Annotated in this window: 27 protein-coding genes and 1 riboswitch; of the genes, 17 read left to right on the top strand and 10 right to left on the bottom strand. The window is 66.9% G+C overall.

Annotated features, from left to right (window positions below):
• Positions 1–48: 48 nt before the first annotated feature.
• The 4 genes from pyrE to GXK59_RS15570 all read left to right on the top strand — a co-directional run bounded on the left by pyrE (position 49) and on the right by GXK59_RS15570 (position 3,296).
• Positions 49–633, top strand: a complete 585-nt coding sequence (gene pyrE, locus GXK59_RS15585) for an orotate phosphoribosyltransferase (RefSeq protein ID WP_160668143.1) — start codon at positions 49–51, stop codon at positions 631–633.
• A gap of 95 nt (positions 634–728) precedes the next feature.
• Positions 729–1,502 (top strand): GAF and ANTAR domain-containing protein, encoded by a 774-nt coding sequence (locus GXK59_RS15580; protein ID WP_160668141.1) that lies wholly within the window; start codon positions 729–731, stop codon positions 1,500–1,502.
• A 95-nt stretch (positions 1,503–1,597) separates the two neighbouring features.
• On the top strand, positions 1,598–2,176 hold the full coding sequence (locus GXK59_RS15575) for a hypothetical protein (RefSeq protein ID WP_160668139.1): 579 nt from the start codon (positions 1,598–1,600) through the stop codon (positions 2,174–2,176).
• An 82-nt stretch (positions 2,177–2,258) separates the two neighbouring features.
• The gene (locus GXK59_RS15570; RefSeq protein WP_160668137.1) at positions 2,259–3,296 is read left to right on the top strand and encodes a thioesterase domain-containing protein; all 1,038 of its coding nucleotides are present in this window, start codon (positions 2,259–2,261) and stop codon (positions 3,294–3,296) included.
• Positions 3,297–3,304: 8 nt separating this feature from the next.
• On the opposite strand, the gene GXK59_RS15565 is transcribed toward GXK59_RS15570, so the two are convergent.
• On the bottom strand, positions 3,305–4,159 hold the full coding sequence (locus tag GXK59_RS15565; protein WP_024367380.1) for an HAD-IIA family hydrolase: 855 nt from the start codon (positions 4,157–4,159) through the stop codon (positions 3,305–3,307).
• Between the two features lie 79 nt (positions 4,160–4,238).
• On the opposite strand from GXK59_RS15565, the gene GXK59_RS15560 reads away from it, so the two are divergent.
• The 3 genes from GXK59_RS15560 (at position 4,239) to GXK59_RS15550 (ending at position 6,487) form a co-directional block, all read left to right on the top strand.
• A complete protein-coding gene (locus tag GXK59_RS15560; RefSeq protein ID WP_160669213.1) occupies positions 4,239–4,910 on the top strand; it encodes a TrmH family RNA methyltransferase in 672 nt (223 codons plus the stop codon).
• A 126-nt stretch (positions 4,911–5,036) separates the two neighbouring features.
• On the top strand, positions 5,037–6,056 hold the full coding sequence (gene fbaA, locus GXK59_RS15555) for a class II fructose-bisphosphate aldolase (RefSeq protein WP_160668135.1): 1,020 nt from the start codon (positions 5,037–5,039) through the stop codon (positions 6,054–6,056).
• 2 nt (positions 6,057–6,058) lie between these two features.
• On the top strand, positions 6,059–6,487 hold the full coding sequence (locus GXK59_RS15550) for a DUF3151 domain-containing protein (RefSeq protein ID WP_160668133.1): 429 nt from the start codon (positions 6,059–6,061) through the stop codon (positions 6,485–6,487).
• Positions 6,488–6,581: 94 nt separating this feature from the next.
• On the opposite strand, the gene GXK59_RS15545 is transcribed toward GXK59_RS15550, so the two are convergent.
• Positions 6,582–7,214, bottom strand: coding sequence for a uracil-DNA glycosylase (locus tag GXK59_RS15545; protein ID WP_160668131.1), 633 nt, complete (start codon positions 7,212–7,214; stop codon positions 6,582–6,584).
• Positions 7,215–7,369: 155 nt separating this feature from the next.
• The gene (locus GXK59_RS15540; RefSeq protein ID WP_160668129.1) at positions 7,370–8,590 is read right to left on the bottom strand and encodes a cobalamin-independent methionine synthase II family protein; all 1,221 of its coding nucleotides are present in this window, start codon (positions 8,588–8,590) and stop codon (positions 7,370–7,372) included.
• 12 nt (positions 8,591–8,602) lie between these two features.
• Positions 8,603–8,723, bottom strand: a riboswitch (SAM riboswitch).
• A 284-nt stretch (positions 8,724–9,007) separates the two neighbouring features.
• Here GXK59_RS15540 and GXK59_RS15535 point away from each other — a divergent pair.
• From GXK59_RS15535 to GXK59_RS15520, 4 genes are all read left to right on the top strand, one after another.
• Positions 9,008–10,297: an adenylosuccinate synthase gene (locus tag GXK59_RS15535; protein ID WP_160668127.1), complete on the top strand. Its 1,290-nt coding sequence runs from the start codon at positions 9,008–9,010 to the stop codon at positions 10,295–10,297.
• 347 nt (positions 10,298–10,644) lie between these two features.
• Positions 10,645–11,115 carry a hypothetical protein gene (locus GXK59_RS15530; RefSeq protein WP_160668125.1) on the top strand — a complete coding sequence of 157 codons (471 nt, stop codon included), beginning with the start codon at positions 10,645–10,647 and terminating at the stop codon, positions 11,113–11,115.
• Positions 11,116–11,202: 87 nt separating this feature from the next.
• Positions 11,203–11,751, top strand: a complete 549-nt coding sequence (locus GXK59_RS15525) for an RNA polymerase sigma factor (RefSeq protein ID WP_160668123.1) — start codon at positions 11,203–11,205, stop codon at positions 11,749–11,751.
• Entirely contained in the window at positions 11,748–12,518 is a 771-nt protein-coding gene (locus tag GXK59_RS15520) for a hypothetical protein (protein WP_160668121.1), read from the top strand. The genes GXK59_RS15525 and GXK59_RS15520 overlap by 4 nt, the downstream gene beginning before the upstream one ends.
• Before the next feature lie 49 nt (positions 12,519–12,567).
• Here the strand turns inward: GXK59_RS15520 and GXK59_RS15515 are convergent, their stop codons facing one another.
• From GXK59_RS15515 to GXK59_RS15485, 7 genes are all read right to left on the bottom strand, one after another.
• Positions 12,568–13,065: a CoA-binding protein gene (locus tag GXK59_RS15515; RefSeq protein WP_160668119.1), complete on the bottom strand. Its 498-nt coding sequence runs from the start codon at positions 13,063–13,065 to the stop codon at positions 12,568–12,570.
• Positions 13,062–14,468, bottom strand: coding sequence for an O-acetylhomoserine aminocarboxypropyltransferase/cysteine synthase family protein (locus tag GXK59_RS15510; RefSeq protein ID WP_160668117.1), 1,407 nt, complete (start codon positions 14,466–14,468; stop codon positions 13,062–13,064). The genes GXK59_RS15515 and GXK59_RS15510 overlap by 4 nt, the downstream gene beginning before the upstream one ends.
• Positions 14,468–15,679 (bottom strand): dimethylsulfone monooxygenase SfnG, encoded by a 1,212-nt coding sequence (gene sfnG, locus GXK59_RS15505; RefSeq protein ID WP_160668116.1) that lies wholly within the window; start codon positions 15,677–15,679, stop codon positions 14,468–14,470. Before sfnG ends, GXK59_RS15510 begins: the two co-directional genes overlap by 1 nt.
• Entirely contained in the window at positions 15,672–17,666 is a 1,995-nt protein-coding gene (gene acs / locus GXK59_RS15500; RefSeq protein WP_160668114.1) for an acetate--CoA ligase, read from the bottom strand. Before acs ends, sfnG begins: the two co-directional genes overlap by 8 nt.
• A complete protein-coding gene (locus GXK59_RS15495; RefSeq protein ID WP_160668112.1) occupies positions 17,657–18,568 on the bottom strand; it encodes an ABC transporter permease in 912 nt (303 codons plus the stop codon). The genes acs and GXK59_RS15495 overlap by 10 nt, the downstream gene beginning before the upstream one ends.
• On the bottom strand, positions 18,568–19,611 hold the full coding sequence (locus GXK59_RS15490; RefSeq protein WP_160668110.1) for an aliphatic sulfonate ABC transporter substrate-binding protein: 1,044 nt from the start codon (positions 19,609–19,611) through the stop codon (positions 18,568–18,570). Before GXK59_RS15490 ends, GXK59_RS15495 begins: the two co-directional genes overlap by 1 nt.
• A 127-nt stretch (positions 19,612–19,738) precedes the next feature.
• Positions 19,739–20,599 carry an ABC transporter ATP-binding protein gene (locus GXK59_RS15485; RefSeq protein WP_160668108.1) on the bottom strand — a complete coding sequence of 287 codons (861 nt, stop codon included), beginning with the start codon at positions 20,597–20,599 and terminating at the stop codon, positions 19,739–19,741.
• Between the two features lie 384 nt (positions 20,600–20,983).
• Here GXK59_RS15485 and GXK59_RS15480 point away from each other — a divergent pair, with 384 nt between their 5' ends.
• The 6 genes from GXK59_RS15480 (at position 20,984) to GXK59_RS15455 (ending at position 24,372) form a co-directional block, all read left to right on the top strand.
• Entirely contained in the window at positions 20,984–21,409 is a 426-nt protein-coding gene (locus GXK59_RS15480) for a CoA-binding protein (RefSeq protein WP_160668106.1), read from the top strand.
• Positions 21,410–21,496: 87 nt separating this feature from the next.
• Positions 21,497–22,387: a polysaccharide deacetylase family protein gene (locus tag GXK59_RS15475; protein WP_202129143.1), complete on the top strand. Its 891-nt coding sequence runs from the start codon at positions 21,497–21,499 to the stop codon at positions 22,385–22,387.
• Positions 22,388–22,440: 53 nt separating this feature from the next.
• Positions 22,441–22,848, top strand: a complete 408-nt coding sequence (locus GXK59_RS15470) for an MmcQ/YjbR family DNA-binding protein (protein ID WP_160668104.1) — start codon at positions 22,441–22,443, stop codon at positions 22,846–22,848.
• Positions 22,845–23,390, top strand: a complete 546-nt coding sequence (locus GXK59_RS15465) for a DUF1990 family protein (protein WP_160668102.1) — start codon at positions 22,845–22,847, stop codon at positions 23,388–23,390. Before GXK59_RS15470 ends, GXK59_RS15465 begins: the two co-directional genes overlap by 4 nt.
• 11 nt (positions 23,391–23,401) lie before the next feature.
• On the top strand, positions 23,402–24,004 hold the full coding sequence (locus tag GXK59_RS15460) for a tetratricopeptide repeat protein (protein ID WP_160668100.1): 603 nt from the start codon (positions 23,402–23,404) through the stop codon (positions 24,002–24,004).
• Between the two features lie 50 nt (positions 24,005–24,054).
• On the top strand, positions 24,055–24,372 hold the full coding sequence (locus GXK59_RS15455) for a putative quinol monooxygenase (RefSeq protein ID WP_160668098.1): 318 nt from the start codon (positions 24,055–24,057) through the stop codon (positions 24,370–24,372).
• The last annotated feature ends 84 nt before the right edge of the window (positions 24,373–24,456 follow it).

Raw genomic sequence — 24,456 nt, 5'->3', positions numbered from 1 at the left:
ACGGGGCGGCTGGGAATCCGGCGCCGGCCAGCCACTAAACTGGGTCCCATGACTGCCAACAGTGCCCCCGCAGCTGACACCGCTGCCGCCCGTGCCCGCCTTCTTGAACTGATCAAGGAGCTGGCCGTCGTCCGCGGCAAAGTCATCCTCTCGAGCGGCGCCGAGGCCGACTACTACATCGACCTGCGCAGGATCACGCTGCACCATGAGGCATCCAAGCTGGTGGGACAAGTCATGCTCTCGCTGCTGGACGACGCCGGCATCGACTTTGAGTGCGCGGGCGGGCTCACCATGGGTGCCGACCCGGTGGGCACCGCCGTGATGCATTCCGCCGTCGACGCCGGCCGGCCCGTGGACGCCTTCGTGGTCCGCAAGGCGCAGAAATCCTACGGCATGGGCCGGCAGGTGGAGGGCCCCTCCGTCGAGGGCCGCAAGGTGCTGGTGCTGGAGGACACCTCCACGACCGGTGGCTCCGCGCTGACCGCCGTCGAGGGTGTCCGCAAAGCCGGCGGCAACGTCGTCGCCGTCGCCGTGATCGTGGACCGCGACACCGGCGCCAAGGAAAAGATCGAAGCAGAAGCCGGTGTTCCCTACCTCTTCGCGTTCGGCAAGGACGAACTCGGCCTCAGCTAGGACGTTCCTCCTGCAGCGGACGCGTGTGGACGGTGGATTGGGCGGTGAATTATCATCTTCAGATATCCACCACACCCCTCCGGAGACCACGCGCCATGCTCCTTCCCGAAGAAATCCTCGGAACAGAACCCCTCAGCACCGTCGACCAGATCCAGAACCTCATCCTGGACAGCGCCGATTTTGAGGAATTCCTCAACGAGCTCGCGCGTTTCTCCGCGCACCAGGTGGCCGGTGCGGGCGACGACGCCCTGTGCGGCATCACGCTGCTGCGCGACCGCAAGGCGGCGACCATCGGCTGGAGCAGCGACTCCGCCCGCGAAGTCGACGAAATCCAGTACCGGCTCTCGCAGGGCCCGTGCCTGACGGCGGCACAGGAGGAACGCGAGGTCTACGTTCCGGACCTGTTCGATGAGGACCGCTGGGGCCCGGACTATGCCAGTGCGGTCGCTTCCCACGGGCTGCGCTCGGTGCTCTCTGTGCCCTTCCATCTTCAGGGCGATGCCCAGGCGGCGCTGAACCTCTACTCGGATGTGCCGCGCAAGTTCGACGGCGACGTTGCCGCCCGGGCGCGCGGCTACACCCGTGAAATCTCCCAGGCGCTGCGGCTGGCCGTCCGCTTCTCCCTGCATACGGACAGTGCCAGCAATCTGCGGGCCACGCTGGAATCCCGCACCGTGATCGACATGGCCATCGGGATTGTCATGGCACAGAACCGCTGCAACCAGGAGGCGGCCGTCAAGATCCTCACCGACGCCTCCAGCAACGGCAACGTCAAGCTCCGGGACATCGCCACCTCGCTGGTCCAGTCCGTGGGCGGCACCGCATCCCGTACCCACTTTGAGGAACCGGGCCGGCGGGCGGTCGGCTGAACCGGTAGCGCCATATGACTTGTGCGCACCTCCGGGGGCCTATACGCTGAATGCGGTTGAGCCGTCGGCCATAGACACCCTTTCTTGGAGTACCTATGGACACCTCGTTGAACGCCCACGCCAAACTGGACCTCGCTTCAGATGTCCTCCGGATCGATGTCCGGGGGAGCCTGACGCAGGACTCCCGCCCCGCCCTGATGCAGTTGATCCAGCGCGCCCGCCGCATGGGCATCACCTCACACATCCGGGTCAACCTCGGCCGCGCCGCCTTCGTGGAATCCGCGGCACTTGCGGGTCTCCGCCACGACCTCAATGCGATCGACGGCGCCGCGGGGCTGGTCGACACCGCCGGCGCCCTGCCCAGCTCGGCCGGGGTTTCCCTCGAGCTGAACCCGTTTCTGGAAAATGCCGTCACCGCGCTGCCGTCCCTGGATCTCTCGGCTGACTTCACCGCGTCCCTTGACTCCTCAGGGACCCGGCCGTTGAACGTCTTCTCCGATGACGAATTGCTGGCCGCGAGCGACTCCGTGTTCGGGCTGCTGGATGACCCGGCGGACATGGCCCGCTCGCAGCTCCTGGCGACCTATGACGAAATCGGTCTCGAAATCAGCCGCCGCAAAGTCGGCCTCGACGCCGCCCGCCCCGGCTCCGACCGCGAACCCGAACCGGCCTAGGCAGGGCCATCCGCCCGACTGTGGCTGAGCTGCTATCCGGCGCCGTTTCTGATCCGCGTTCGCCGGTGACTACGGTAGAGATGTGCCGCGTGAGCCGGAAGTTCAGGATGTAGGCGGGGACGGCGACGCCGCCCGTGTGCTTCGGCACGCCGCCGAACTGAAACGGTTCTCCCGGCGTGGTTTCCTGGCCGGCGCGGGCTCCGCCTCGGTGCTGGCGGCCGACATGATCTTCACCCGGCGCGTGCAGGCCGAGCGCCGCGTCCACAAGATCCTCACGGTGCCGGATGAGACTGCCGGGAAGTACTTCCCCCACGCCAGCTGGTTCCTCTTTCCCGGCTACAAAACGAGCTGGGAGGAGGCCCTGTGGATCCTGAACGCGCTGCGCGGGGCGCTGAACAAGCGCGGCCAGCTCGCCGCCGTCGGTTATTCCAATGTGGGCCTCGACATCGACGAGATCGTGATCGCCGTGGTCGAGCACGCGCGGGCCCATCAGCTGACAACGTTGTACTTCTACGGCCACAGCTTCGGCGGCATGGTGGCAACCCAGGTCGCCGCCCGGCTTCGGGAGCTTCACGGCCTTGAGGTGGCGCTCATCCTGCTCGATTCCAGTCCGTGCACCAAGTACGACGTGCTGGACCAGAGCTGGTTTGAGGGTGTGGTGCTGCTCTACGAGAGCGGCTTCCGCTTCCCCACGGTGCTGCGCGGCGGCTACGAACTCGGCGAGCGGGTGCTGCACAAGGACGAGCGCAGCTGGGGACAGGTCCTGGACCAGACCCTGGAACAGCTCTCGCCGATTGCGCCGTCCACCGTACTGATCCAGTCCGAATCCGCTTACATCTACCACTTCGACGCAACCCGCTTCGCGGGAAAGCTTGGAGGGACGCGGATGGCCTTCATCGGCAACCCCCGCGACCGGACCGTGGACTACGCGGCAGCCAGGGACTCCTGGTCCCTGATCTTCAAGGACAACATGGCCTCTGATTCCTTGCGGACCGACGGCGCCCGGCCGGCGCACGCCAGCCCGGGCTGGAACCCGTTCGTCTACCGGCCGATCATCGAGGAGCTGGAGGACGAGCTCTTCCCGCTGCCGTCCGGCGGCGGCAGGAAGACCGCCTTCTAACGCAGGTCCTAGATCTGGTTCTTCAGGTCTGCCACGGAGTTCAGGATCTGGTTGGGCCGGAACGGGTACGCGGCGATGTCGTCCTTATGGGTGATGCCGCTGAGCACAAGCACGGTGTGCAGCCCCGCTTCCATGCCCGCGATGATGTCAGTGTCCATCCGGTCACCGATCATGGCGGTGGTTTCCGAATGCGCGTCGATCTGGTTCATCGCCGAACGGAACATCATCGGGTTCGGCTTGCCTACAATGTACGGTTCCCGGCCGGTCGCCTTGGTGATGAGCGCCGCGATGGCGCCGGTGGCAGGCATCGGGCCGTCCTTCGAAGGCCCGGTGGCGTCCGGGTTGGTGGCGATGAACCGCGCCCCGCCCAGGATCAGCCGGATGGCCATGGTGATGGCTTCAAAGGAGTAGGTCCGGGTTTCGCCGAGCACCACGAAGTCCGGGTCCTGGTCGGTGAGGATAAAGCCGGCCTCGTGCAGCGCCGTCGTGAGGCCCGCTTCCCCGATCGTGTAGGCGCGGTTGCCGGAATCCGAGCCCCGCACCTGGTCCTTAAGGAACTGGGCCGTCGCCAGGGCGGAGGTCCAGATGTTCTCCTCGGGGATCTCCAGACCGGAGCTCTTCAGCCGGGCGGCGAGGTCACGGGGCGTGAAGATGGAGTTGTTGGTCAGGACGAGGAAGCGCTTGGACGTGTCCACCCAGCGCTGGATGAGTTCAGCGGCACCCGGGATGGGCTGGTTTTCGTGGACCAGGACGCCGTCCATGTCGGTCAGCCAACACTCGATCTCCTGGCCGCTGCGGTACACGGATTTTGATGAAAGCACGTGGTCCGAGTCTTCCCTGTGGTCTGCCTGCTGCTCCGCCATGCTGTCCTCCGCCGATAATGTGCCGATGCCAGTCCCAGTCTAATGTTGAGTCGTGACTGAACCCGAGATACCCAGCGAAATCCCTCCCGTGACCGCGCAGGAGGGGGAGGCGGCAGCCGAGGCGGAGCCCAAGGCGGAGGTCGGCGTCGGCCCCTGGGAAGGCGAACTGCCGGCGGGCGACCACTGGGACCCGGACCTCCTCGCGGACGGCGACCGGCGCAATGTGGTGGACAAATACCGCTACTGGAAGCACGAGTCGATCGTGGCGGACCTGGACTCCAAGCGGCATAACTTCCACATCGCGATCGAAAACTGGCAACACGACATGAACATCGGCACCGTCGTGCGCAGCGCCAACGCCTTCCTGGCCAAGGAAGTGCACATCATCGGACGACGCCGGTGGAACCGCCGCGGGGCCATGGTCACCGACCGCTACCAGCACATCCGCCACCACCCGACCGTGGACGACTTCGTGGCGTGGGCGCAGGGGGAGGGGCTGGCCATCATCGGCATCGACATCTTCCCGGACTCCGTCCCGCTGGAAACCTACGAACTGCCCAAAGACTGCGTGCTGGTGTTTGGGCAGGAGGGTCCGGGGCTGTCACCCGAGGTCCACCAGGCGGCGGTGGACACCTTGTCGATCGAGCAGTTCGGCTCCACCCGCTCCATTAACGCCGCCTCGGCCGCGGCCATCGCGATGCACGCCTGGATCCGACGGCACGTGTTCAACCAGTTCCCGGGGGTCCAGTGAGTTATTACAGGCCCGAGTGACCGGAACCACTGCCCCCAGCGAAGGAATGGCTAGGATGGTTCCTAGCCGACGAGGTTCACTCCAGGGTCAACCAGCCCGCAGACGAAATTCACTTTAGGAGTCAGCATGCCCATTGCAACCCCAGAGATCTACTCCGAGATGATCGACCGCGCTAAGACGGGCGGCTTCGCGTTCCCGGCCGTCAACGTCACGTCCTCCCAGACCCTGAACGCCGCCCTCCGCGGCTTCGCCGAGGCCGAGTCCGACGGCATCGTCCAGGTCTCCACCGGCGGTGCCGCCTACTGGTCCGGCGCCTCCACCAAGGACATGGTGGCCGGTTCCCTGGGCTTCGCCGCGTTTGCCCGCGAGGTGGCCAAGAACTACGGCGTCAACATCGCCCTGCACACGGACCACTGCCCGAAGGACAAACTGGACGGCTTCGTCCTGCCGCTGCTGGCAGCCTCCGAGGCCGAGGTCAAGGCCGGCCGCAACCCGCTCTTCAACTCGCACATGTGGGACGGCTCCGCCGAAACCCTGCAGGAGAACCTGCGGATCGCCCGCGAACTGCTCGAGCGCACCGCCGCCGCCAAGATGATCCTCGAGGTCGAAATCGGCACCGTCGGCGGCGAGGAAGACGGCGTCGAGAACGCCATCAACGACAAGCTCTACACCACGGTCGAGGACGCCCTGGCCACGATCGACGCCCTCGGCTCCGGCGAGAACGGCCGCTACATCACGGCGCTGACCTTCGGCAACGTGCACGGCGTCTACAAGCCCGGTGGCGTCAAGCTCCGCCCCGAAATCCTCAAGGACATCCAGCAGCAGGTCGGCGCCAAGATCGGCAAGGCCAACCCGTTCGACCTCGTCTTCCACGGCGGGTCCGGCTCCTCCGAGAAGGAAATCGCCGACGCGGTCTCCTACGGTGTGATCAAGATGAACATCGACACCGACACCCAGTACGCCTACACCCGGCCCGTGGCGGACCACATGTTCCGCAACTACGACGGCGTGCTGAAGGTCGACGGCGAGGTCGGCAACAAGAAGCTGTACGATCCCCGCGTCTGGGGCGCCTCCGCCGAGGCCGGCCTTGCGGCCCGCGTCGCCGAGGCTGCCCAGCAGCTCGGCTCCACCGGCAAGACGTTCTAGGCATGTCGGACGAATTCCGCAAGAACCTGATGGGTCCTGAGCCGACGCTCCTGCCCGCCGAGACCGAGGTCTACGCGGCGCTGGATGCCGGCCATGAAGCCCTGGACCTGGTGGAAAAGCACCCGACGTCCTCGCTGCTCTGGGCCGTGCTGGCCGAGGAAGCCTGGACCGAGGGCCGGACCATCGACTCGTATGCCTACTCCCGTGTCGGCTACCACCGCGGCCTGGATTCGCTGCGCCGCAACGGCTGGCGCGGCGTCGGGCCCATCCCCTGGGAACACGAACCGAACCGTGGCTTCCTGCGCGCCCTGTATTCGCTGGGCCGCGCCTCCGCGGCCATCGGCGAAGCCGAGGAGCCGGAGCGGATCGAGAAGTTCCTCAAGGACTCCGACCCCACTGCCAAGGCAGCCATCGAGGCCGAAAAGCGCTAACCGCCCCGGCACCAACAAGCAACGCGGGGTTAAACGACGACGGCGGGCGTCCACCAGAAGGTGGGCGCCCGCCGTCGTCGTGGCGGAAGTGGGATCAGCTGGTCTTTGCCAGGCCGGTGCGGGCCATGGCGTCGGCGTAGACGGTGCCCATTTCCTCGAGGTACTGCTCCTGCCGGGCCGGTGTGCCGGCGAAGGCGCGGCCGCTGAGCGAGCGGACCTTATAGGTCTTGAGGCCGCGGCGCCAGATCATGGGCACCTCGGTCTTGAGGAGAAGGTTCGCGAGGCGGTTGGCTTCGGTGCCGTGCGCGACGATCACCGAGGCACGGGGCACGACGGCGAGGAACTTCAGCAGCGGCTTCAGGCCTGCGGAAATCTGGTCCGGGGTGAACTTGCCGTTGGGCTCGTCCGGGACGTACCAGGGGTGGACGTTCCACGGCATCACGTACTCGGGGCGCAGGCCCAGCTTCCACTGGACGCCGAGCAGGCGGGTGGCGGCTTCCTCGTCGCCGGCGGTGATGAAGCCCGACTCATCCTCTGTTCCGATGTTGGAGAAGAGGCTGATGATGCGGCACTCATCGATGTCGTGCATCGGGTCCACATAGGGAACATTCGTGCCAGCTTTGGTTGCCTGCAGCGTGTCGCACAGTTCGTTGACAGCCGCGACGCTAGGTTCGTAGCGGCGGCTCAAAAGCTGTTCGCGGGAATTTTCAGTGGCCAAGGCTGTCATATGTTGCTGAGTCTCCTGCGGGATTGGTGAAGCTGCCAGACCGTCCGGGGGCACGCCGAATACGGTGCGGTTTGAAAATGTGGTGTGGACCGATTCCTGGTCGATCCTTATTAGTCTATCAAGCCCTGCGAAATGACGGGCCGGCCGAAGGTCCTCTACCAGAGCCGGGCAGTGGCGCGGCGGGCGCCTTCGCCCAGGGATTCCAGCTTGGCAAAGGCGATTTGCGGGTGCACGCGGCCGCCGAGACCGCAGTCTGTGGAGGCAATCACATTTTCCCGGCCCACCAATTGGGCGAAGCGCACGATCCGGTCAGCCACCAGGTCCGGGTGCTCGACGACGTTGGTGGCGTGGGAGACAACACCGGGGATGATGACTTTTCCGTCGGGAAGCCTGGTGTCCTTCCAGACACGCCATTCATGCTCGTGGCGGACGTTGGCGGCCTCGAAAGAGTAGCCCCCGGCGTTGACCTGCAGGACGGAGCCGATGATGTCCGCGAAGGGGATGTCCGTGGTGTGCGGGCCGTGCCAGGAACCCCAGCAGACGTGCAACCGGATCTGTTCCTGGGGGAGATCGCGCAGGGCCCAGTTGGTGGCCTCTACCCTGAGCTGGATGAACTTGAGGTAGTCGGCCAGGCTCGGTTCCGGATTGATCTGGTCCCAGCTTTCGGCCAGCGACGGGTCATCGAGCTGGACCGTGAGGCCGGCGTCGATGATGGCCTTGTACTCCTCCCGCATCGCGTCGGCGCAGGCGTAGAGGAGCTCCTCATCGGTCTTGTAGTACTCGTTCGCGACGCGGGCGCAGGAGCCCGGGGACAGGGAAGCGACGAAGCCCTCGGACAGCCCGGCGGCGGCCATGCCGGTCTTGAGGTTGGCGATGTCCGAGTTCACCAGGGCCTGCCCGGTGTAGCGCAGCGGGCCGGCGATCTTCGGCTGCGTGACGCTCTTGCGGTGCGCCAGGATCCCGGAGGACGGATCGTTGTAGGCGTCGTTGAACTTCTGCCGGTCGCGCCGGTCCGGGAAGGAGGTCAGCACGATGTGGCCCGGGCTGGAGCGGTGCACCGCGGCGTCAGCCCAGCGGTCCACATCGGTCGGTTCAAGGCCGCCAAGCCGGCTGAAGGAATAGTTCCACCACGCGCCGTAGTCCACCGAGCTGGACATGGTGTGCCCGTATTCGCCGTCGTTGGGGATATCGATGCCGAGGTCCTTCTGGCGCTGCACGATGTCCACCACGGAGGTTTCCAGCAGGTCCAGGAACTCGGGGGTGATGCCGTCTGCCTCCTTGGCCTCGTTCGCGGCGATGAGCTCCGGGGTGCGGGGCAACGAGCCGGCGTGGGTGGCGCGGATATGGTCGGTGTTCTGCTGCGCGTTCTGCTGCATGGGGGTGCTTCCTTTCCATCGGTCCTGGCGGTAGCACCCTTGCCGTCACGGCGGCCGCAGATCAGCGGGCTGTGTCCGGGCAGGGTTGCTGCGGCGTCAACGGTCCAGGTCCCTCGGCCGCTCGGGATGGTCAACTCTTACCTAATTCCACCCGGCAGGCCTGCGCAAGTCTTTCCGGCGCATTCCCGCTGGCTGGACACCGGGTGACGCGCGCAACCGGCGGGAAGTCCATTGGATGGTCAAATGAACTGCCGCCACCGGGATCGGCTAAACTTGGGTGGTAAGAGCCCCGGACTCTGGCGTTGATGGTAAGAGCACAGCGGTAGATTCGGGGCATTCTCATGAACGGCGCTGAGCTCCGGTGACCACCCTGGTGAATCACACGGACTTCGGCCCGAACGAATGGGGGAGGATCCCATGCCAGCAATCGTGATCGTCGGAGCCCAATGGGGCGACGAAGGCAAAGGTAAGGCCACTGACCTGCTCGGCCACCGCGTCGACTACGTCGTGAAGCCGAACGGCGGCAACAACGCCGGCCACACCGTCGTCGTGGGCGGTGAGAAGTATGAGCTCAAACTCCTTCCGGCCGGCATCCTGAGCCCGAACGCGGTCCCGATCATCGGCAACGGCTGCGTGGTGAACCTGGAGGCCCTGTTCCAGGAGATCGACGGCCTGGAAGCCCGCGGCGCGGACACCTCCAAGCTGCGGATCTCCGCCAACGCCCACCTCGTGGCGCCCTACCACCAGGTCCTGGACAAGGTCACCGAGCGTTTCCTTGGCAGCCGCGCGATCGGTACCACCGGCCGCGGCATCGGCCCGGCGTACATGGACAAGGTGGCCCGCCTGGGCATCCGTGTCCAGGACGTCTTTGACGCCTCGATCCTGCGCCAGAAGGTCGAAGGCTCGCTGCGGCAGAAGAACGAACTCCTGGTCAAGGTCTACAACCGCCGCGACATCGAGGTGGACGAGATCGTGGACTACTTCCTGTCCTTCGCCGAACGCCTGCGCCCGCTGGTCATCGACAGCACCTTCGTGCTGAACAAGGCGCTGGACGAGGGCAAGGTGGTCCTTATGGAGGGCGGCCAGGCCACGTTCCTGGACGTCGACCACGGCACCTACCCGTTCGTGACCTCCTCGAACCCGACGGCCGGCGGCGCCTCCGTGGGCTCGGGCATCGGCCCCACCCGCATCTCGCGCTCCATCGGCATCATCAAGGCCTACACCACCCGTGTGGGCGCCGGGCCGTTCCCCACGGAACTGTTCGATGAGATGGGCATGTACCTGCAGAAGACCGGCGGCGAATTCGGCGTCAACACCGGCCGCCCGCGCCGTTGTGGCTGGTACGACGCCGTGCTGGCGCGCCACGCTTCCCGCGTCAACGGCTTCACCGACTACTTCGTCACCAAGCTGGACGTGCTCACCGGCATCGAGCAGATCCCGGTCTGCGTGGCCTACGACGTCGACGGCGTCCGGCACGACGAAATGCCGATGACGCAGACCGAGTTCCACCACGCCAAACCGATCTTCGAGTACTTCGAGGGCTGGACCGAGGACATCACCGGCGCCCGCACCCTGGACGACCTCCCGGAGAACGCCAAGAACTATGTGCTGGCCCTCGAGAAGCTTTCCGGCACCCGCTTCTCGGCGATCGGCGTCGGGCCGGACCGCGACCAGACCATCGTCATCAACGACCTGATCAACGACTAATGCAGTAACTGCTGACGCCCGACGGCGGCGGGTCACCTGGAAAGGTGGCCCGCCGCCGCCGTCGTTAGGCCGCCGTCCGGGTCCCTCGCAGCGGCTGTCCGAAAAAGAAAAAAGAAACTTCCGATCAGTGCGTAACCTTTCGGGGCCCTCCAGCGATTACTCCTTTGTAAGCGCCGCCGGAACATGGACCCCCCACCGGAAATCCGGCCGGCCTTCCACTGCAAGTGCAGGCCGGCGCCCGCCCCCATCGGGCGCTGGCCAGCCTTCCACTGAACGAGCGGGCTGTTGACTGCCCCCATCAGGCTCCAGCCAGCCTTCACACAAAAAACAAAGGATGTACGTTTCTTATGAAGAGTGTTAGCAAGACCACCAAGATTGCTGTCGGCGCCGCGATTCTCGTTGTTGGAGGATTCTCCGGCATCGGCCTGGCCAATGCGGCCCAGGTTTCGACCACCCAGCAGGCTGAAGTGACCACCGCTACGCCCGCCGTGCCGGCAACCCCCGCGGTTCCGGCGACTCCTGAGCTTCCCGCCGCCCCGGCTGTTCCGGCTGTCCCGGCTGTGCCGGCTTCCCCGTCCGTTGACGGCTCCGCCGAAGGCGACGTCGAGGGTACCGACGGCTCCGCTGAAGGTTCCGTCGAGGCCGACAACGACGGCGTTGCCGTCGACGGCGCCGCCAACGCCAAGGGCGCTGCCGAGGCCAAGGCCCACGCCGGCGTGACCGTCGCTGTCCCGGGCGCCAAGGGTGTTCCGGCGGTTCCTGCCGTTCCGGCCGTTCCGACCCTGCCGTCGGACGTGCAGCCTGAGCTCGACAAGTAGGCATTGAACGCCTCTTTGGAGGCACCCGGGGTGCGGCCGCTAGACTTGCCGGGGCCGCACCCCAGCAGTAACCGGAAGGACAGCCTCTTGGCAGAACAGCTAAGCGATGATGAATTGTCAGCAGCCTTGGCTGGCGAGCCATCAGGGTTTAGCGCTGTCTACACGGTCATTTCACCCGCGGTGCTCGGCTACTTCCGGGCCCGCGGCGTGGAAGACGCCGAGGCGCTCACCCAGGACGTCTTCGTGGACATCCTGCCGAAACTCGCCAAGGTCACCGGCGGCCCCACCGGCCTGCGGACCTTCATTTTCTCCGTCGCGCACGCCCGGCTGGTCGACCACCACCGGCGGGCAGACCGCACGCCGTACCTGGCCGAATACGATCCCCGGGCTGACACGCGGTACGCCCCTTCCGCCGAGGACGAGGCCCTCGGCTCCCTGGGCGGCATTGCAGATTCCCTTTCCCGGCTCAACGAAGAGCAACGGGAAGTCCTGGTCCTGCGGATCGTCGCGGACCTCTCCATCGAACAGGTGGCCGGCATTATGGACAAGACGCCGGGTGCCATTAAACAGCTTCAACGACGCGGGCTCAGCGCCCTGCGCGAACTCGTCACCGAAAAGGACCACGCAGCATCATGACCGGCATACGCGAACCCCAGCAGGATGGCCGCATCCAGGCGATGCTCCGTGATGCCGGCCTCGACGGTGCCACCGAGCTCCGTGGTTCACTGGAGCAGCTCAGCGCCCTGGTCCCGGACCGGGCGCCCGCGCCCCGGGCCGACCTCGCGGCAATGCTCGCCGCTGGCGGTTTCGTTGCCGACAGTCCGGACCCAAGCCCGACGACGGCGATGCCCGCTCTCGCGTCCGCACCGGGTCCCGGCGAGGAACCCCTGCCGGCAGGGGTCACGAGCCTTGCCGGGCGCCGTGGCCGGAAGCGCAGGCTGGCTATCGTCGGTGGCGCCGTCGTGGGCGCCATGACGCTCGGTGCCGGCGCCGTGGCGGCCTCCAGCGAGGACTTCCGCAAAAACGTCAGCCACACCGTCGGCAGCATTTTCCAGCCCTCCGGCGGGACGCCCGATGTGGCTCCGCGGCCCGCACGGCCGTCACCGGCGGACATTCCGGCTCCCGCCGTGCCGTCCCATGCAGCGAACTCCGGCACTCGGCCTGTGGCAAATGATGCTGCTGCGGCACCCGGGTCCGCGGCCTCGGTTCCTGCGGCGCCCGGCGCCGCGGCCACTCCGCCGGCGGTTGGCCGGGGCGGAATCCTTCCGGTGCCGCCCCGCCGCCCTGTCACACCATCCGTGCCCGGACTCCCCGGCCCGGGTGAGGACCGGAGCCTTCCCAAGGGTCAGCTGCCGGAGCCGACCCTTCCCGGCGTGCTTCCGACGCTCCCCGGCCAGCCCTAGGACATTGGCGGCCCGTCCGGCGAGTTCGGGATCAGAACTCGCCGGACGGTCAGGCCAGGACCTGGCGCTTGGAGGAAATGACCCCGGTGTCGAAGCCGGCCAGGTGCAGGCCGCCATGGAACCGGGCATGCTCAATCTTCACGCAGCGGTCCATCACGACGTCGAGCCCGGCAGCTTCGGCTTCCTTCGCCACGTCCTCGTGCCAGGAGCCCAACTGCAGCCAAAGCGTCTTGGCGCCAGCCGCGATGGCCTCGTCCAGGACACCCGGCAGGTCGTCGTGCTTGCGGAACACGTCCACGATGTCCGGGCTCTCCGGCAGATCCGCGAGCGAGGCGTACGTCGGCTCGCCCAGGATCTCCTTCACCACCGGGTTCACGAAATAGACCTTGTATCGCGTGGAGGACTGCAGGTAGGTCGCAACAAAATAGCTTGCCCGGGACGGTTTGTCCGAGGCGCCCACAATCGCGATCGACTTCGCCTGCCGCAGCAGGTTCAGCCGTTCCGGCGCGGACGGGCCGGTCCATGTACGGGTTTCTTCCGTGCTCATGACAGTGCTCCAATCGTGCAGGTGTCGGCCGACAATGCATCCGCACGCGGCTTAGACACACCGCCTCGTTCCTCGGCGGCGCGATGCGCCGCTTCCGCGGATACATCGTCGGCCGTCGCGGCTGTTGCCACGTCCAGGGCCTGGTCCAGGTCCCAGAGGATATCTTCGATGTCTTCGAGCCCGATTGAGATCCGGACCAGGTCCTCGGGGATTCCGGCGGACTCGAGCTGTTCCGGGCTGAGCTGCTGGTGGGTCGTGGAGCCCGGGTGGATCACCAGGGTCCGGGAGTCACCGACGTTGGCCAGGTGCGAGGCCAGCTGCAGGGACTCGATGAACTTCTGCCCTGCGGCGCGGCCTCCCTTCACCCCGAAGGAAAACACCGAACCGGGGCCGAGCGGCAGGTACTTCTTAGCCCGCTCGAAGTGCGGGTGCGAGGGCAGTCCGGAGAAGTTCACGTAGGCCACGCGCTCATCCGCTTCAAGCCACTCCGCCACGGCCTGGGCGTTCTTGAGGTGCTCGTCCAGCCGCTGCGGGAGGGTTTCCACGCCCTGCAGCAGCTGGAAAGCCGACATCGGCGACAGCGCGGGCCCGATGTCGCGCAGCTGCTCGCAGCGGAGCTTGGTCAGGAAGCCATATTCACCGAAGTTCCCCCACCAGGAGACGTTGCCGTAGGAGGCCACCGGTTCGGTCATGGTGGGGAACTTGCCGTTGCCCCAGTTGAAGCGGCCGCTTTCGACAATAACGCCGCCCAGTGTGGTGCCGTGGCCGCCGAGGAATTTCGTGGCCGAGTGGATCACGATATCGGCCCCGTGCTCGATCGGGCGCACGAGGTACGGGGTGCTCAGGGTGGCGTCGACGACCAGCGGGATGCCGGCGTCGCGCGCCACCTTTGCCAGCCCCTCCAGGTCCTGGACCTCCGACGACGGGTTGGCCACCACCTCGACGAAGATCGCCTTGGTGTTCTCCCGGACTGCTGCGGCGTAGTCCGCCGGGTCGGTGCCGGGGACGAACGTGGTGTCCACGCCGAAGCGGCGCAGCGTGACGTCCAGTTGGGTCACGGTGCCGCCGTACAGCTGGGAGGCCGCCACGATGTGGTCGCCGGACTGGGTCAGCGCGGCGAACGTGATGAACTCCGCGGCCATGCCCGAGGACGTGGCCACCGCGCCGATGCCGCCCTCGAGGGACGCGATGCGCTCCTCGAACGCCGCGACCGTCGGGTTGCCGATCCGGGAGTAGATGTTGCCGTACTTCTGCAGCGCGAAGAGGTTGGCGGCGTCCTGGGTGTCCTTGAACACGAACGAGGTGGTCTGGTAGATCGGCACGGCGCGGGCGCCGTGCTCGGCGTCGGGCGTGCCGCCCGCGTGCAGGGCGCGGGTGCGGAAACCGAACTTGCGGTCAGCCATTACGCGTTCACCAGCCCGCTGGTTGCGGCGGCCGGGGTGCCGGACAGGTCCAGCTCGAAGCCGTTCTTGCGGGCCAGGTCAGCCTCGAGTTCGCGCACGATCGGCAGGATGTCCGCACCGAACGCGGCGACCTCCTCCTGGAAGTGCAGGTAGCCGGTGAGGAACAGGTTGACGCCGATCTTCTTGTACTCCACGATCCGCGCGGCGATCTGCTCCGGCGTGCCGATGAGCTGGGTCTTGAAGCCGTCGTTGTACTGGACCAGGTCCTCGAAGCTCGAATCGGCCCACATGCCTTTGCCGTCCTTCGTGGACGCTCCGGCCTCCTGGACGGCGTCGCGGAAGCCCTCGACGGCGGGCTTGTGTGCCTTCGCGACGATCTCGCGGAGGGTGTCCCGGGCCTCCTTCTCGGAATCGCGGGCGATGACGAAGCCGTTCAGGCCAAACCGGGGAGAGGGGAGAGCGGCGGGGGGTGAGCCTTCCGTGCCGCGGCCGGTTTCTCCGGCGGAGGCGAGAACGCCGGTGATGTTGTCCTTGAACCCTTCGAGGTCCTTGCCGTTGGAGAAGTACCAGTCCGCCACCCGTCCGGCGGTTGCCTGCGCGGCCGTGGAATTGCCGCCGAAGAAGATCTCCGGGTGCGCGCGTCCGGGGACATCCACGGGCGCCGGCTGCAGGGTGAAATCGTTGATGTTGTAGTACTTGCCGGACTGGCTGAAGTTCTTCTCGGTCAGCAGGCCGCGGAGCACCCGGATGAACTCCTCGGTCCGGACGTAGCGCTCGTCGTGTTCGAGCCATTCGAGGCCGAAGTTTTCGAACTCCGCCTTGAGCCAGCCGGAGACGATGTTGACGGCGGTGCGGCCGTTGGAGATGTGGTCCGCGGTGATGAGGTATTTTGCCAGCACGCCGGGGTGCCACATGCCGGGGTGGACGGCGGCGATTACCTTAAGCCGCTCCGTGGCGGCCAGCAGAGCCAGGCTGAACGAGGTGGCCTCGTGCTGCTTGTCGGCGCGGTAGGACGCGGCGTAGCGGGTCTGGGTCAGGGCATATTCGAAGCCGGAGTTCTCCGCGATCCGGGCCAGCTTCTTGTTGTACTCGAAGTCCCAGCCGGTGCGCTGCTCGATGGTGGAGACCACGAGGCCGCCGGAGACGTTCGGGACCCAGTAGGCGAACTTGAGCGGTTCGGAAAGACGGGCGACGCTGCTGATGTCAGTCATGGGTGTTCCTTACTTCTGGGGTATTTCTGGTGGTATTGCGTTCACGCAGGACGGTCTGGATGCCGGCGATCGACGGTTCGTTCTGCAGCGAGGTCGTGTCGCCGAGCGTGGTTCCTTCGAACAGCTGGGTCAGCAGCCGGCGCATGATCTTGCCGCTGCGGGTCTTGGGCACATCGGGAACGACGACGACGTCGCGCGGCTTAGCGATCGGCCCGATCTGTTTGGCGACGTGGGCTTTCAATTCGGACGCGATGTCCTCGGTAGCCGCCGAATCCTTCAGCACCACGAACGCCACGATGGCGTGGCCGGTCTTTGGGTCCGCGACGGGGCAGACGCCGGCCTCCACCACATCCGGGTGCGAGACGAGGGCTGATTCGATCTCGATCGTGGAGAGCAGGTGTCCGGAGACGTTGAGGGTGTCGTCCACCCGCCCGAGGATCCAGATGTCGCCGTCGTCGTCGTACTTTGCGCCGTCGCCGGCAAGGAACCAGCCCTGTTCGGCGTACTTGCGCCAGTACGAATCGAAGTAGCGCTGCGGGTTCCCCCACACGGTCCGGGCGATGGCGGGGCCGGGGGCGTCCACCACGATAAAGCCCTGGACGCCCGGCGGCACAGTGTTGCCGGCGTCGTCCACGATCCGGGTGCCGACGCCGGGCAGCGGCCGGGCAGCGCAGCCGGGCTTGAACTCCGTGTCGGTGGGGGCGGGGGAGAGGATGGTGGCGCCGGTTTCGGACTGCCACCAGGTGTCCACCACGGGGGCGGTGCCGGCGCCGACGTTCTTCCGGAACCAGCGCCACGCCTCGGGGTTGACGGCCTCGCCGACGGTGCCGAGCAGGCGGATGGAGGAGAGGTCGTAGCTGGCCGGGACCCCGTCCGGGAACCATCCCATCAGGGACCGGACCAGGGTGGGGGCGGTGTAGTACTGCGTGACACCGTAGCGTTCGATGATTTCGAAGTGCCGGCCCGGGTGCGGGGTGTTCGGCGTGCCCTCGAAGATCACCTGCGTGGCTCCGTTGGAGAGCGGGCCGTACAGCTCGTAGGTGTGGGCCGTGACCCACGCGAGGTCGGCCGTGCACCAGTGGACGTCCTGGTCGCGGAGGGCGGGGTCCGGGTTGCTGAAGAGGTGTTCGAAGCTCCAGGACGCCTGCGTCAGGTAGCCGCCCGAGGTGTGGACCAGGCCCTTGGGCTTTCCCGTGGTGCCGGAGGTGTACATGATGAACAGCGGCGTTTCGGCGTCGAACGCAACCGGTGTGTGGACGTCAGAGGCCTGCCCGACGGCGTCATGCCACCACACGTCCCGGCCCGCGGTCATCGGGACGGTGTCCAGAAGGTCAGGCGCGGTGGTGCGGTTGACCACCAGGACATGCTCGATCGCGTTGTCCCCGGCGACGGCCGCGTCCGCGTTGTCCTTCACCGGCACGGCGACGCCGCGGCGGAACTGCCCGTCGGTGGTGACGAGCAGTTTGGCACCGGTGTCCTCCACCCGGAACTTGAGTGCCTCGGCGGAGAAGCCGCCGAAGACGAGGGAGTGGATGGCTCCGATGCGGGCCACGGCCAGTGTGATAATCACCGTTTCGGGGATGACCGGGAGGTAGACGACCACCCGGTCGCCCTTGGTGATGCCGAGGTCCAGCAGCGCGTTCGCGGCCCGGGAGACCTCACGTTGCAGGTCGGCGTAGCTGATGGTCCGGCGGTCGCCCGGTTCGCCCTCGAAGTGCAGGGCCACCTTGTCCCCGCGTCCCGCCGCCACGTGGCGGTCGACGCAGTTGAAGGCGACGTTGAGCCGGCCGCCTTCGAACCAGGTGATGTCCGGGCCGATGCCGGCGTCGACGTCGGCCGGGACGCGGCGGTGGGTGGTGTGCCATGGCTTGTCCTGCCCGGGCACGTCCTCCCAGTCGAGCCGGAGGGCGGCCTCCTCCCAGAAGGAGAGGCGCTCTTCCTCGGCGGCCGGGTGGTTGGCCCGGGCTGTTTCAAGGTCTACGCCCATCGTTTCACTGCCCATTTCTCGGCCAGGCCCAGCAGGGCGTCGGTAATTTTTCCGATCACGGCGAGCAGCACGATCGCCAGCAGGAGCCGGTCCGTGCGTCCGTTGTTCTGCGAGTCGGTGAGGAGGAAGCCGAGTCCCATCGAGGAAGCGATGAGTTCGGCGGCCACCAGGAACAGCCAGGCCTGGGCCAGCGCCAGCCGGAGGCCTGAGAACACCGCCGGAACCACGGCGGGAAGCTGGACCGTGGTCAGCAGCTTCACGCCTTTGAGCCCGAAAGCACGCGCCGCTTCCACCAGGTTCCGGTCCACGTGCCGCAGCGCCAGGGAGACGGTGGTGAAGACGGGGAAGAAGGCGCCGATCAGGATCAGGGTGATCTTGGAATCCTCGCCGATCTTCATCCAGAGAATGAGCAGCGGCACCCACGCCAGCGACGGGACGGCGCGGAGGGCGCCGATGGTCGGTGCGAGCAGGGCGTCGGCGAACCGGGACAGGCCCACAAGCGATCCGAAGACCAGTCCCAGTGCCGCGCCGGCGGCAAAGCCGATCAGGACGCGCTGGGTGGAGATCGCGATGTGCTGGCCGAGCTGCCCGCGCTGGAGCAGGTCGTTGCCCGCCTCGAGCACCATCGCCGGCGGCGGGAGCTGGACGATGCTGAACACCCCGGAAGCAGTGGAGAGCTGCCAGGCGGCCAGAACCGCCGCGGGAATGATCAATCCAAGGAGCAGACGCGCCCAGCCGTTGGCCAGGATCCCGGCGGGGGACCATCCGTTCGCCGGGGAGCCACCTTCACCCGTAACGGGGGAGTCCGGCTGGGCGGCGTCTGCCGGAGTTGCGGGGACGGCTGCAGCGCGCCCGTCCGCAACGCTGGTGCCAGTGACGTAAGGATTTCCGAGCTGGGTCATCAGGAATCCTTGATGGCGGACGCATCCGCCTTCTTCACCAGCGAGTCATCAAGAATGGTGGCGACGGCGTCGTCGATCTGCTTCTGGCTGGCGACATCGCCGGTCTCCACGAACGTGGGGCCGATCTTCGCCAGGACCTTGCGCTGGGCCTCTCCCGGTGCCGGATCAACGTTCAGGTTGCTCCGCTCCAGCACCACGGTCTTCGCGACGGCGAGGTCAAGGCCGGCGGCCTCGGCGAGGATTTGGGCCGTCTCGTCCGGGTGGGCTACGGCCCAGGCGCGGGCTTTCTCGTAGGCGTTGACGACGGCCTGCGCCTGCTTCGGCTTGTTCTTCAGGAAGGATTCCGTGGCGTTCAGGAAGCCGTAGGTGTTGAAGGAGAGGTTCCGGTAGAAGAGCTTGGCGCCCTTCTGCTCCGCGCCGGCCATGATCGGGTCGAGGCCGGACCACGCATCCACCGAGCCGTTTTCCAGCGCGGCGCGGCCGTCCGCGTGCTGCAGGTTCTGCACCGTGACGTCCTTGGCGGAGATCCCGGCTTCGGAGAGGGACTGCAGGAGGAAGAAGTAGGGGTCGGTGCCCTTGGTCGCGGCCACGGACTTGCCCTTGAGGTCAGCCACCGTGGTGATGCCGGAGGAGGACTTCGCCACGAGGGCTGCCCATTCCGGCTGGGAGTAGATATCGATCGTCTTGATCGGGGAACCGTTGGCGCGCGCCAGCAGCGCGGCGGATCCCGCCGTCGAGCCGACGTCGATCGCGCCGGAGCGCAGTGCCTCATTGGCCTTGTTGGACCCGGCGGACTGGACCCAGTTGACGGTGACGCCCTGGTCCTTGAGGGAGGCCTCAAGCCAGCCCTTCTTCTTGATGACCAGGCTCAGCGGGTTGTACGTGGCGAAGTCGATGTTGAGCGTCCCGCTCTCGACGGCGGTGTTCGCCGCGGGGGACCCGCCGGAACCTTCGCCCGCGACGCAGCCCGTGAGGACGAGCGCGGCGGAGGCGGCGACGGCGCCGATGACGGAACGGCGGGTGGCTTTGCGGGCGAATGACATGGGGATCCTCTGGGAGACGAAGTGACGTGGAAAGAAGGGCAGGCGGGCATAAAAGCGGGTGGTGCCGGAGCGCGGGAGCGGCGGTGGTGTTCCCGGGCGCTTACAAGGAACCCGGGCGGCGTTGCGGCTAGTGTCCCTCGACGCCGAGGGTCGCCAGGAGGGAGGCCCGCATTCGGGCCAGTTCGACGGACCCGCGGTCCCGGGGACGGTCGCCAGGCGCGGCGACGGTGCGCACGATGGTTGCGCCGGACGCCTCCGCTGCTGATCCTGCACCGTCGTTGTCTTCCTTGCCCAGGACGATGATCCGGTCGGCAAGCTGGAGGGCCTCGTCGACGTCGTGGGTCACCAGCAGGACGGTGGTGGGCTCGGCGCGGTGGATGTCCAGCAGGAGGTCCTGCATCTTGATCCGCGTGAGCGCGTCGAGCGCGCCGAACGGTTCGTCCAGGAGCAGGACGCCGGGGTTGCGGGCAAGGGCGCGGGCCAGGGAGGCCCGCTGGGCCATGCCGCCGGAAATTTCGCGGGGGCGGTGCTTGGCGAAGTTCGTCAGCCCCACGAGTTCGAGCAGCCGGGCCACCTTTGCCTTGCCGTCCCTGGCGCTGATGCCGGTGGGCAGGCCGATGGCGATGTTGGCCTGCAGGGTGTGCCACGGCAGGAGGCGTGGTTCCTGGAAGGCGAAGGCGCAGCGGGAGTCAATGCCCTGGACGGGTGTGCCGTCAATGTCAACGCTTCCGGCGGTGGGGGAGTCGAGTCCGGCGGTGGCCCGGAGCAGCGTGGACTTGCCGCACCCGGACGTGCCGAGGATGGCCAGGACTTCCCCGGCGCGGATTTCGAAGTCGATGTCGCGCAGGACAGTGTGCGCTTCGGCACCGGTGCCGAAGGTGCGGCGCAGGGAGCGGAAAGCAACCGGCAGGGCCGGGGTGCGGGTGGTGGCTCCGGCTGCGGCGTCCAGGGACGTCTCAGGCGCGGAGGAGGACAGGACAGCAGTCATAGGGCACTCCATCGGTCCTGGCAGTAGCACCCTACGGAAAGAGCCTGTCAGCCGGGTGGTCAGTCCGGCCGGTCCCACGGCTCTTGCCTTGCTATCGCCGGAGTCCAGGGAGGAATTCCGGCGACCAGGGTTGCTGCGGCTTCATCGATCCAGGTCTCTCGGCCGCTCGGGATGGTCGCTTTCTACTAAAACGGAAGTGGAGCTTTTTCCCAAATAGGGCTGTTTTTCGGCGTAATATTCGATCTTTCGCCGCCTGGGGGCCGGATGCTGGTCACTTGTTCGAAAGTGGCAGCCAGGCCGCCGTTGCCGGCGGCCTGGCAGGACGCCCCGGCCGGCGCGCGTGGCCGTTGCCGCCCAGCCGATCGGGGCGGTTAGGCTGTGCACATGGCCCACGTCAACGATCCGGCAGTCCTCGAAAAGCTCATGCGCACCAAGGGGCGGTGGGCCATTGTCGGATTGTCGACGAACCAATGGCGGGCCGCCTATGACACGTCCCTGTTCATCCGTGACCGGCTCGGGATGGAGATCATCCCGGTGAACCTGCCCGCCGATCCCGTGCACGGGGAAACCGGCTATGCCACGCTTGCCGCCATCCCCGCCCAGAAGCAGCCGATCGACGTCGTTGACTGCTTTGTGAATTCCCAGAAAGTGGGGGCGGTGGTGGACCAGGCGATTGCCGCCGGCGCGAAAGCTGTCTGGATGCAGCTGGGCGTCATCGACGAGGACGCGGCGGCGCGGGCGAAAGCCGCAGGGATCGACGTCATCATGAACGCCTGCCCGGCCCAGGACGCCAGGCGCTTCGGCCTCTAGATCACGGGCGTGGGTCAGCTGCCGGAGCCGGACATTTCGCTCTGCTAGTCTTCTGCCGTCATCCCTCCTTCGAGCCCAGGACCAACCATGTGCGAAGAGCACCAGACCGCGTTGCGGGCCCAGCCTGCGCGCCGGGCGGCGCTGGGTCTTCTCGGCGCCACCCTTGCGACCGCCTTGGGGGCATGCTCCGTTCCGCAACCCACGGTGGCGGCCTCTGCAGAGACCGCGTCCGCCGCGCGTCCCGGTCCGCTGCTGCCCCCGGCACTGACCGCGGGACGGTTAGGAAACGCCGGTCCGGCAGCCCCGGCGGCCCCGGCGGCCCTGCGGCGCCCGGGAAGCAAGCGCATCCGGCACGGCTTCATCCCCGATTTCAAGCTGCCGCCGGTTCAGCACGGCCTCGCGCCCGTCCTCACCAAGATCGAAACGAAACACCCGGTCGTGTTCCTGACCATTGACGACGGGATCACGCGGACCCCGGAAATGGTGGGCCTCATGACCGACTATGGCTACCCGGCGTCCATCTTCCTCGCCCGAAACTTCATGCAGGCTGATCCGGGCTTCTTCAAGCAGTTCGCCGCCCAAGGGAGCTTGGTGGAGAACCATACGGTGAGTCACAACATCAACATGGTCAGTCAAATGGGATATCAGCAGCAGCTCGCGGAAATCACCGGCATGCAGGACTATGCCCAACAGCATTTCGGACGCCGCCCCACACTGTTCCGTCCGCCAGGGGGCGCCTACTCCACTGCCATGCGGCAGGCAGCCGCGGCAGCGGGGATTAAGGCGATCGTCACGTGGGAGGCCAAATCGAGTGCCGGTCACATGGAATACCAGTATGGCAACGCCTTGCGCCCGGGGGACATCGTGCTGATGCACTTCCGGCCCGAGTTCGCCGCCGATCTGGCCGCGTTCCGTGCTGCCCAGCTGGCCGCCGGCCTTGAGGTCGTGCTGCTCGAGGACTTCCTCGGCGTCGCCTGAGCCGCTCCAGGGGCAGGACCGGGAATGTCGGTGGATGAAAGTAGGCTGAACCCATGGATGCAGCAGCGCTCCGGGGAATCTGCCTTGGGTTTCCCGGCGCTTTCGAAGACTTCCCTTTCGGCCCGGAGACGTCGGTCTTCAAGGTACGGGCCGCGGTGTCCGGCGGCAGCCGCCACGAAACCAAAATGTTCGCCCTCTCCGCTATGCAGCAGGCCGACTTCTCGGTAAGCCTGAAGTGCGAGCCAGCCCTGGCGGAGCAGTTGCGCGCGGCGCACCCCGAGATCAGCGGAGCGTGGCACTTGAACAAGAAGCACTGGAATGGCGTGCGCCTGGACGGCTCCCTGCCCGATTCGATGGTGCGCGACATGGTCGAGGATTCCTACGACCTCGTGGTGGCTTCGCTGAGCCGGCGCCAGCAGGAACAGCTCGGCTGGGCGCGGCTGGCTGGCGGCCGGCGGTGAACGCGCGGATAGCGGCCGGAGAGCTGAACTATGGCGGGATCGGGTCCACGGAGCATGGCCCGCCGCCCGCGGATGCCGAATGCCTGGTCACCCACGCCTATGTGGGCGAGGGCATGGCCACCTACCGGCGTGTGGTCCAGGGCATGCTGACCTGGCAGCTCCAGAAACGGGCAGGATTGCGGGTCCGCGCGGAATCCGACGTCGTGGTCCCGGGCGCGCGCGTGGTGAGCGGTTTCGGCGTCGGGCCGTTCCGGATCAACGCGCCGTGCGAGGTTGTCTGGGTCCGCCGTCCGGTGCCGGGAGACGGCCCCCAGTCCGCCGGGTTCGGCTACGGGACCCTCCCCGGGCATCCCGTCCGGGGCGAGGAAGCGTTCGAGGTTTCCATCGAGGCGGCCGGCCAGGTCCTCATCCACATCACGGCCTTCGGCGTGCCGTCGAACTGGCTCTACGCGGCGGGCGGAGCCGTGACGAAGCGCGCGCGGAGGCACATCACTTCCCGTTACATTAGGAGTGCACAGGAACTGGCCGCAGGAGTGGACTGAGAGCAGGCAGAATGCTGAAGCAACAGACCCTTGACCAACTATGGGACTTCAACCACCCCGCCCTGTCGGAGGCCCGCTTCCGCGCGGCAGCGTCCGATCCCGCCTACGACGCCGACGAACGCGCGGAGCTCACCACGCAGCTGGGCCGTGCCATCGGCTTGCAGGGCCGGTTCGAGGAAGCCGACGCGCTGATGGACGCCGTCGACGGCGACGAGCCCACGGTGGCCGTCCGGGTGCTGCTGGAACGCGGCCGGGTGCTGAACTCCAGCGGCCACCCGGAGATGGCCGTGCCGCTTTTCGAACAGGCCGCCGAACTCGCGGACCACCTCGGCGAGCAATTCCTGGCCGTGGATGCGCTTCACATGCTCGCCATTGCCGACTCGGCCCACGCCGAAACCTGGACCCGCAGTGCGCTTGAATACGCCTCCACCGTGCATGACGCGCGGACCAGGCAATGGCTCGTGGCCCTGCACAACAACCTGGGCTGGACGCTGCACGACGCCGGCCGCTACACCGAGGCGATGGTGGAATTCCAGCTCGCCGCGCAGTGGGCGGAACGCATCGGCACCCCCCGGCAGCAGGAACTGGCCCGGGAAGCGATTCAGGCCTGCTGAGCTTCCTGCAAGAATTGGAACACCGTCCCACCATCCCGAAAGGCACTTCCATGATCTTTATCGTCGTCAAATTCAAGGTCAAGCCCGACTGGTCGGACCGCTGGCTCGGCCTGGTGGAGGACTTCACCCGGGCCACCCGCCAGGAACCCGGCAATCTGTGGTTTGACTGGTCCCGCAGCGTCGAGGACCCCGACGAATTCGTCCTGGTCGAGGCCTTCAAGGACGACGCCGCCGGGGACCACGTCAACAGCGCCCACTTCAAGCAGGCCATGGCGGACATGCCGCAGGCCCTGCGGGAGACGCCCCGGATCATCAGCCGCCAGCTCGACGGCGAAGGCTGGGACCGGATGGGCGAGCTCACGATCTGACCCCATCGATTGCTCCGTAACGGCCTTTTTTGAGCCCTCAAAACGGCCGTGGGCCCACGCCGGCAGGGTTCCCTGGCCGAGCTT

Origin of the sequence: Pseudarthrobacter sp. ATCC 49987 (assembly GCF_009928425.1) — a bacterium.
Taxonomy (GTDB): domain Bacteria; phylum Actinomycetota; class Actinomycetes; order Actinomycetales; family Micrococcaceae; genus Arthrobacter.
Note: the sequence above shows the minus strand (reverse complement) of the source record. Positions and strands in the feature narration are given on the sequence as shown.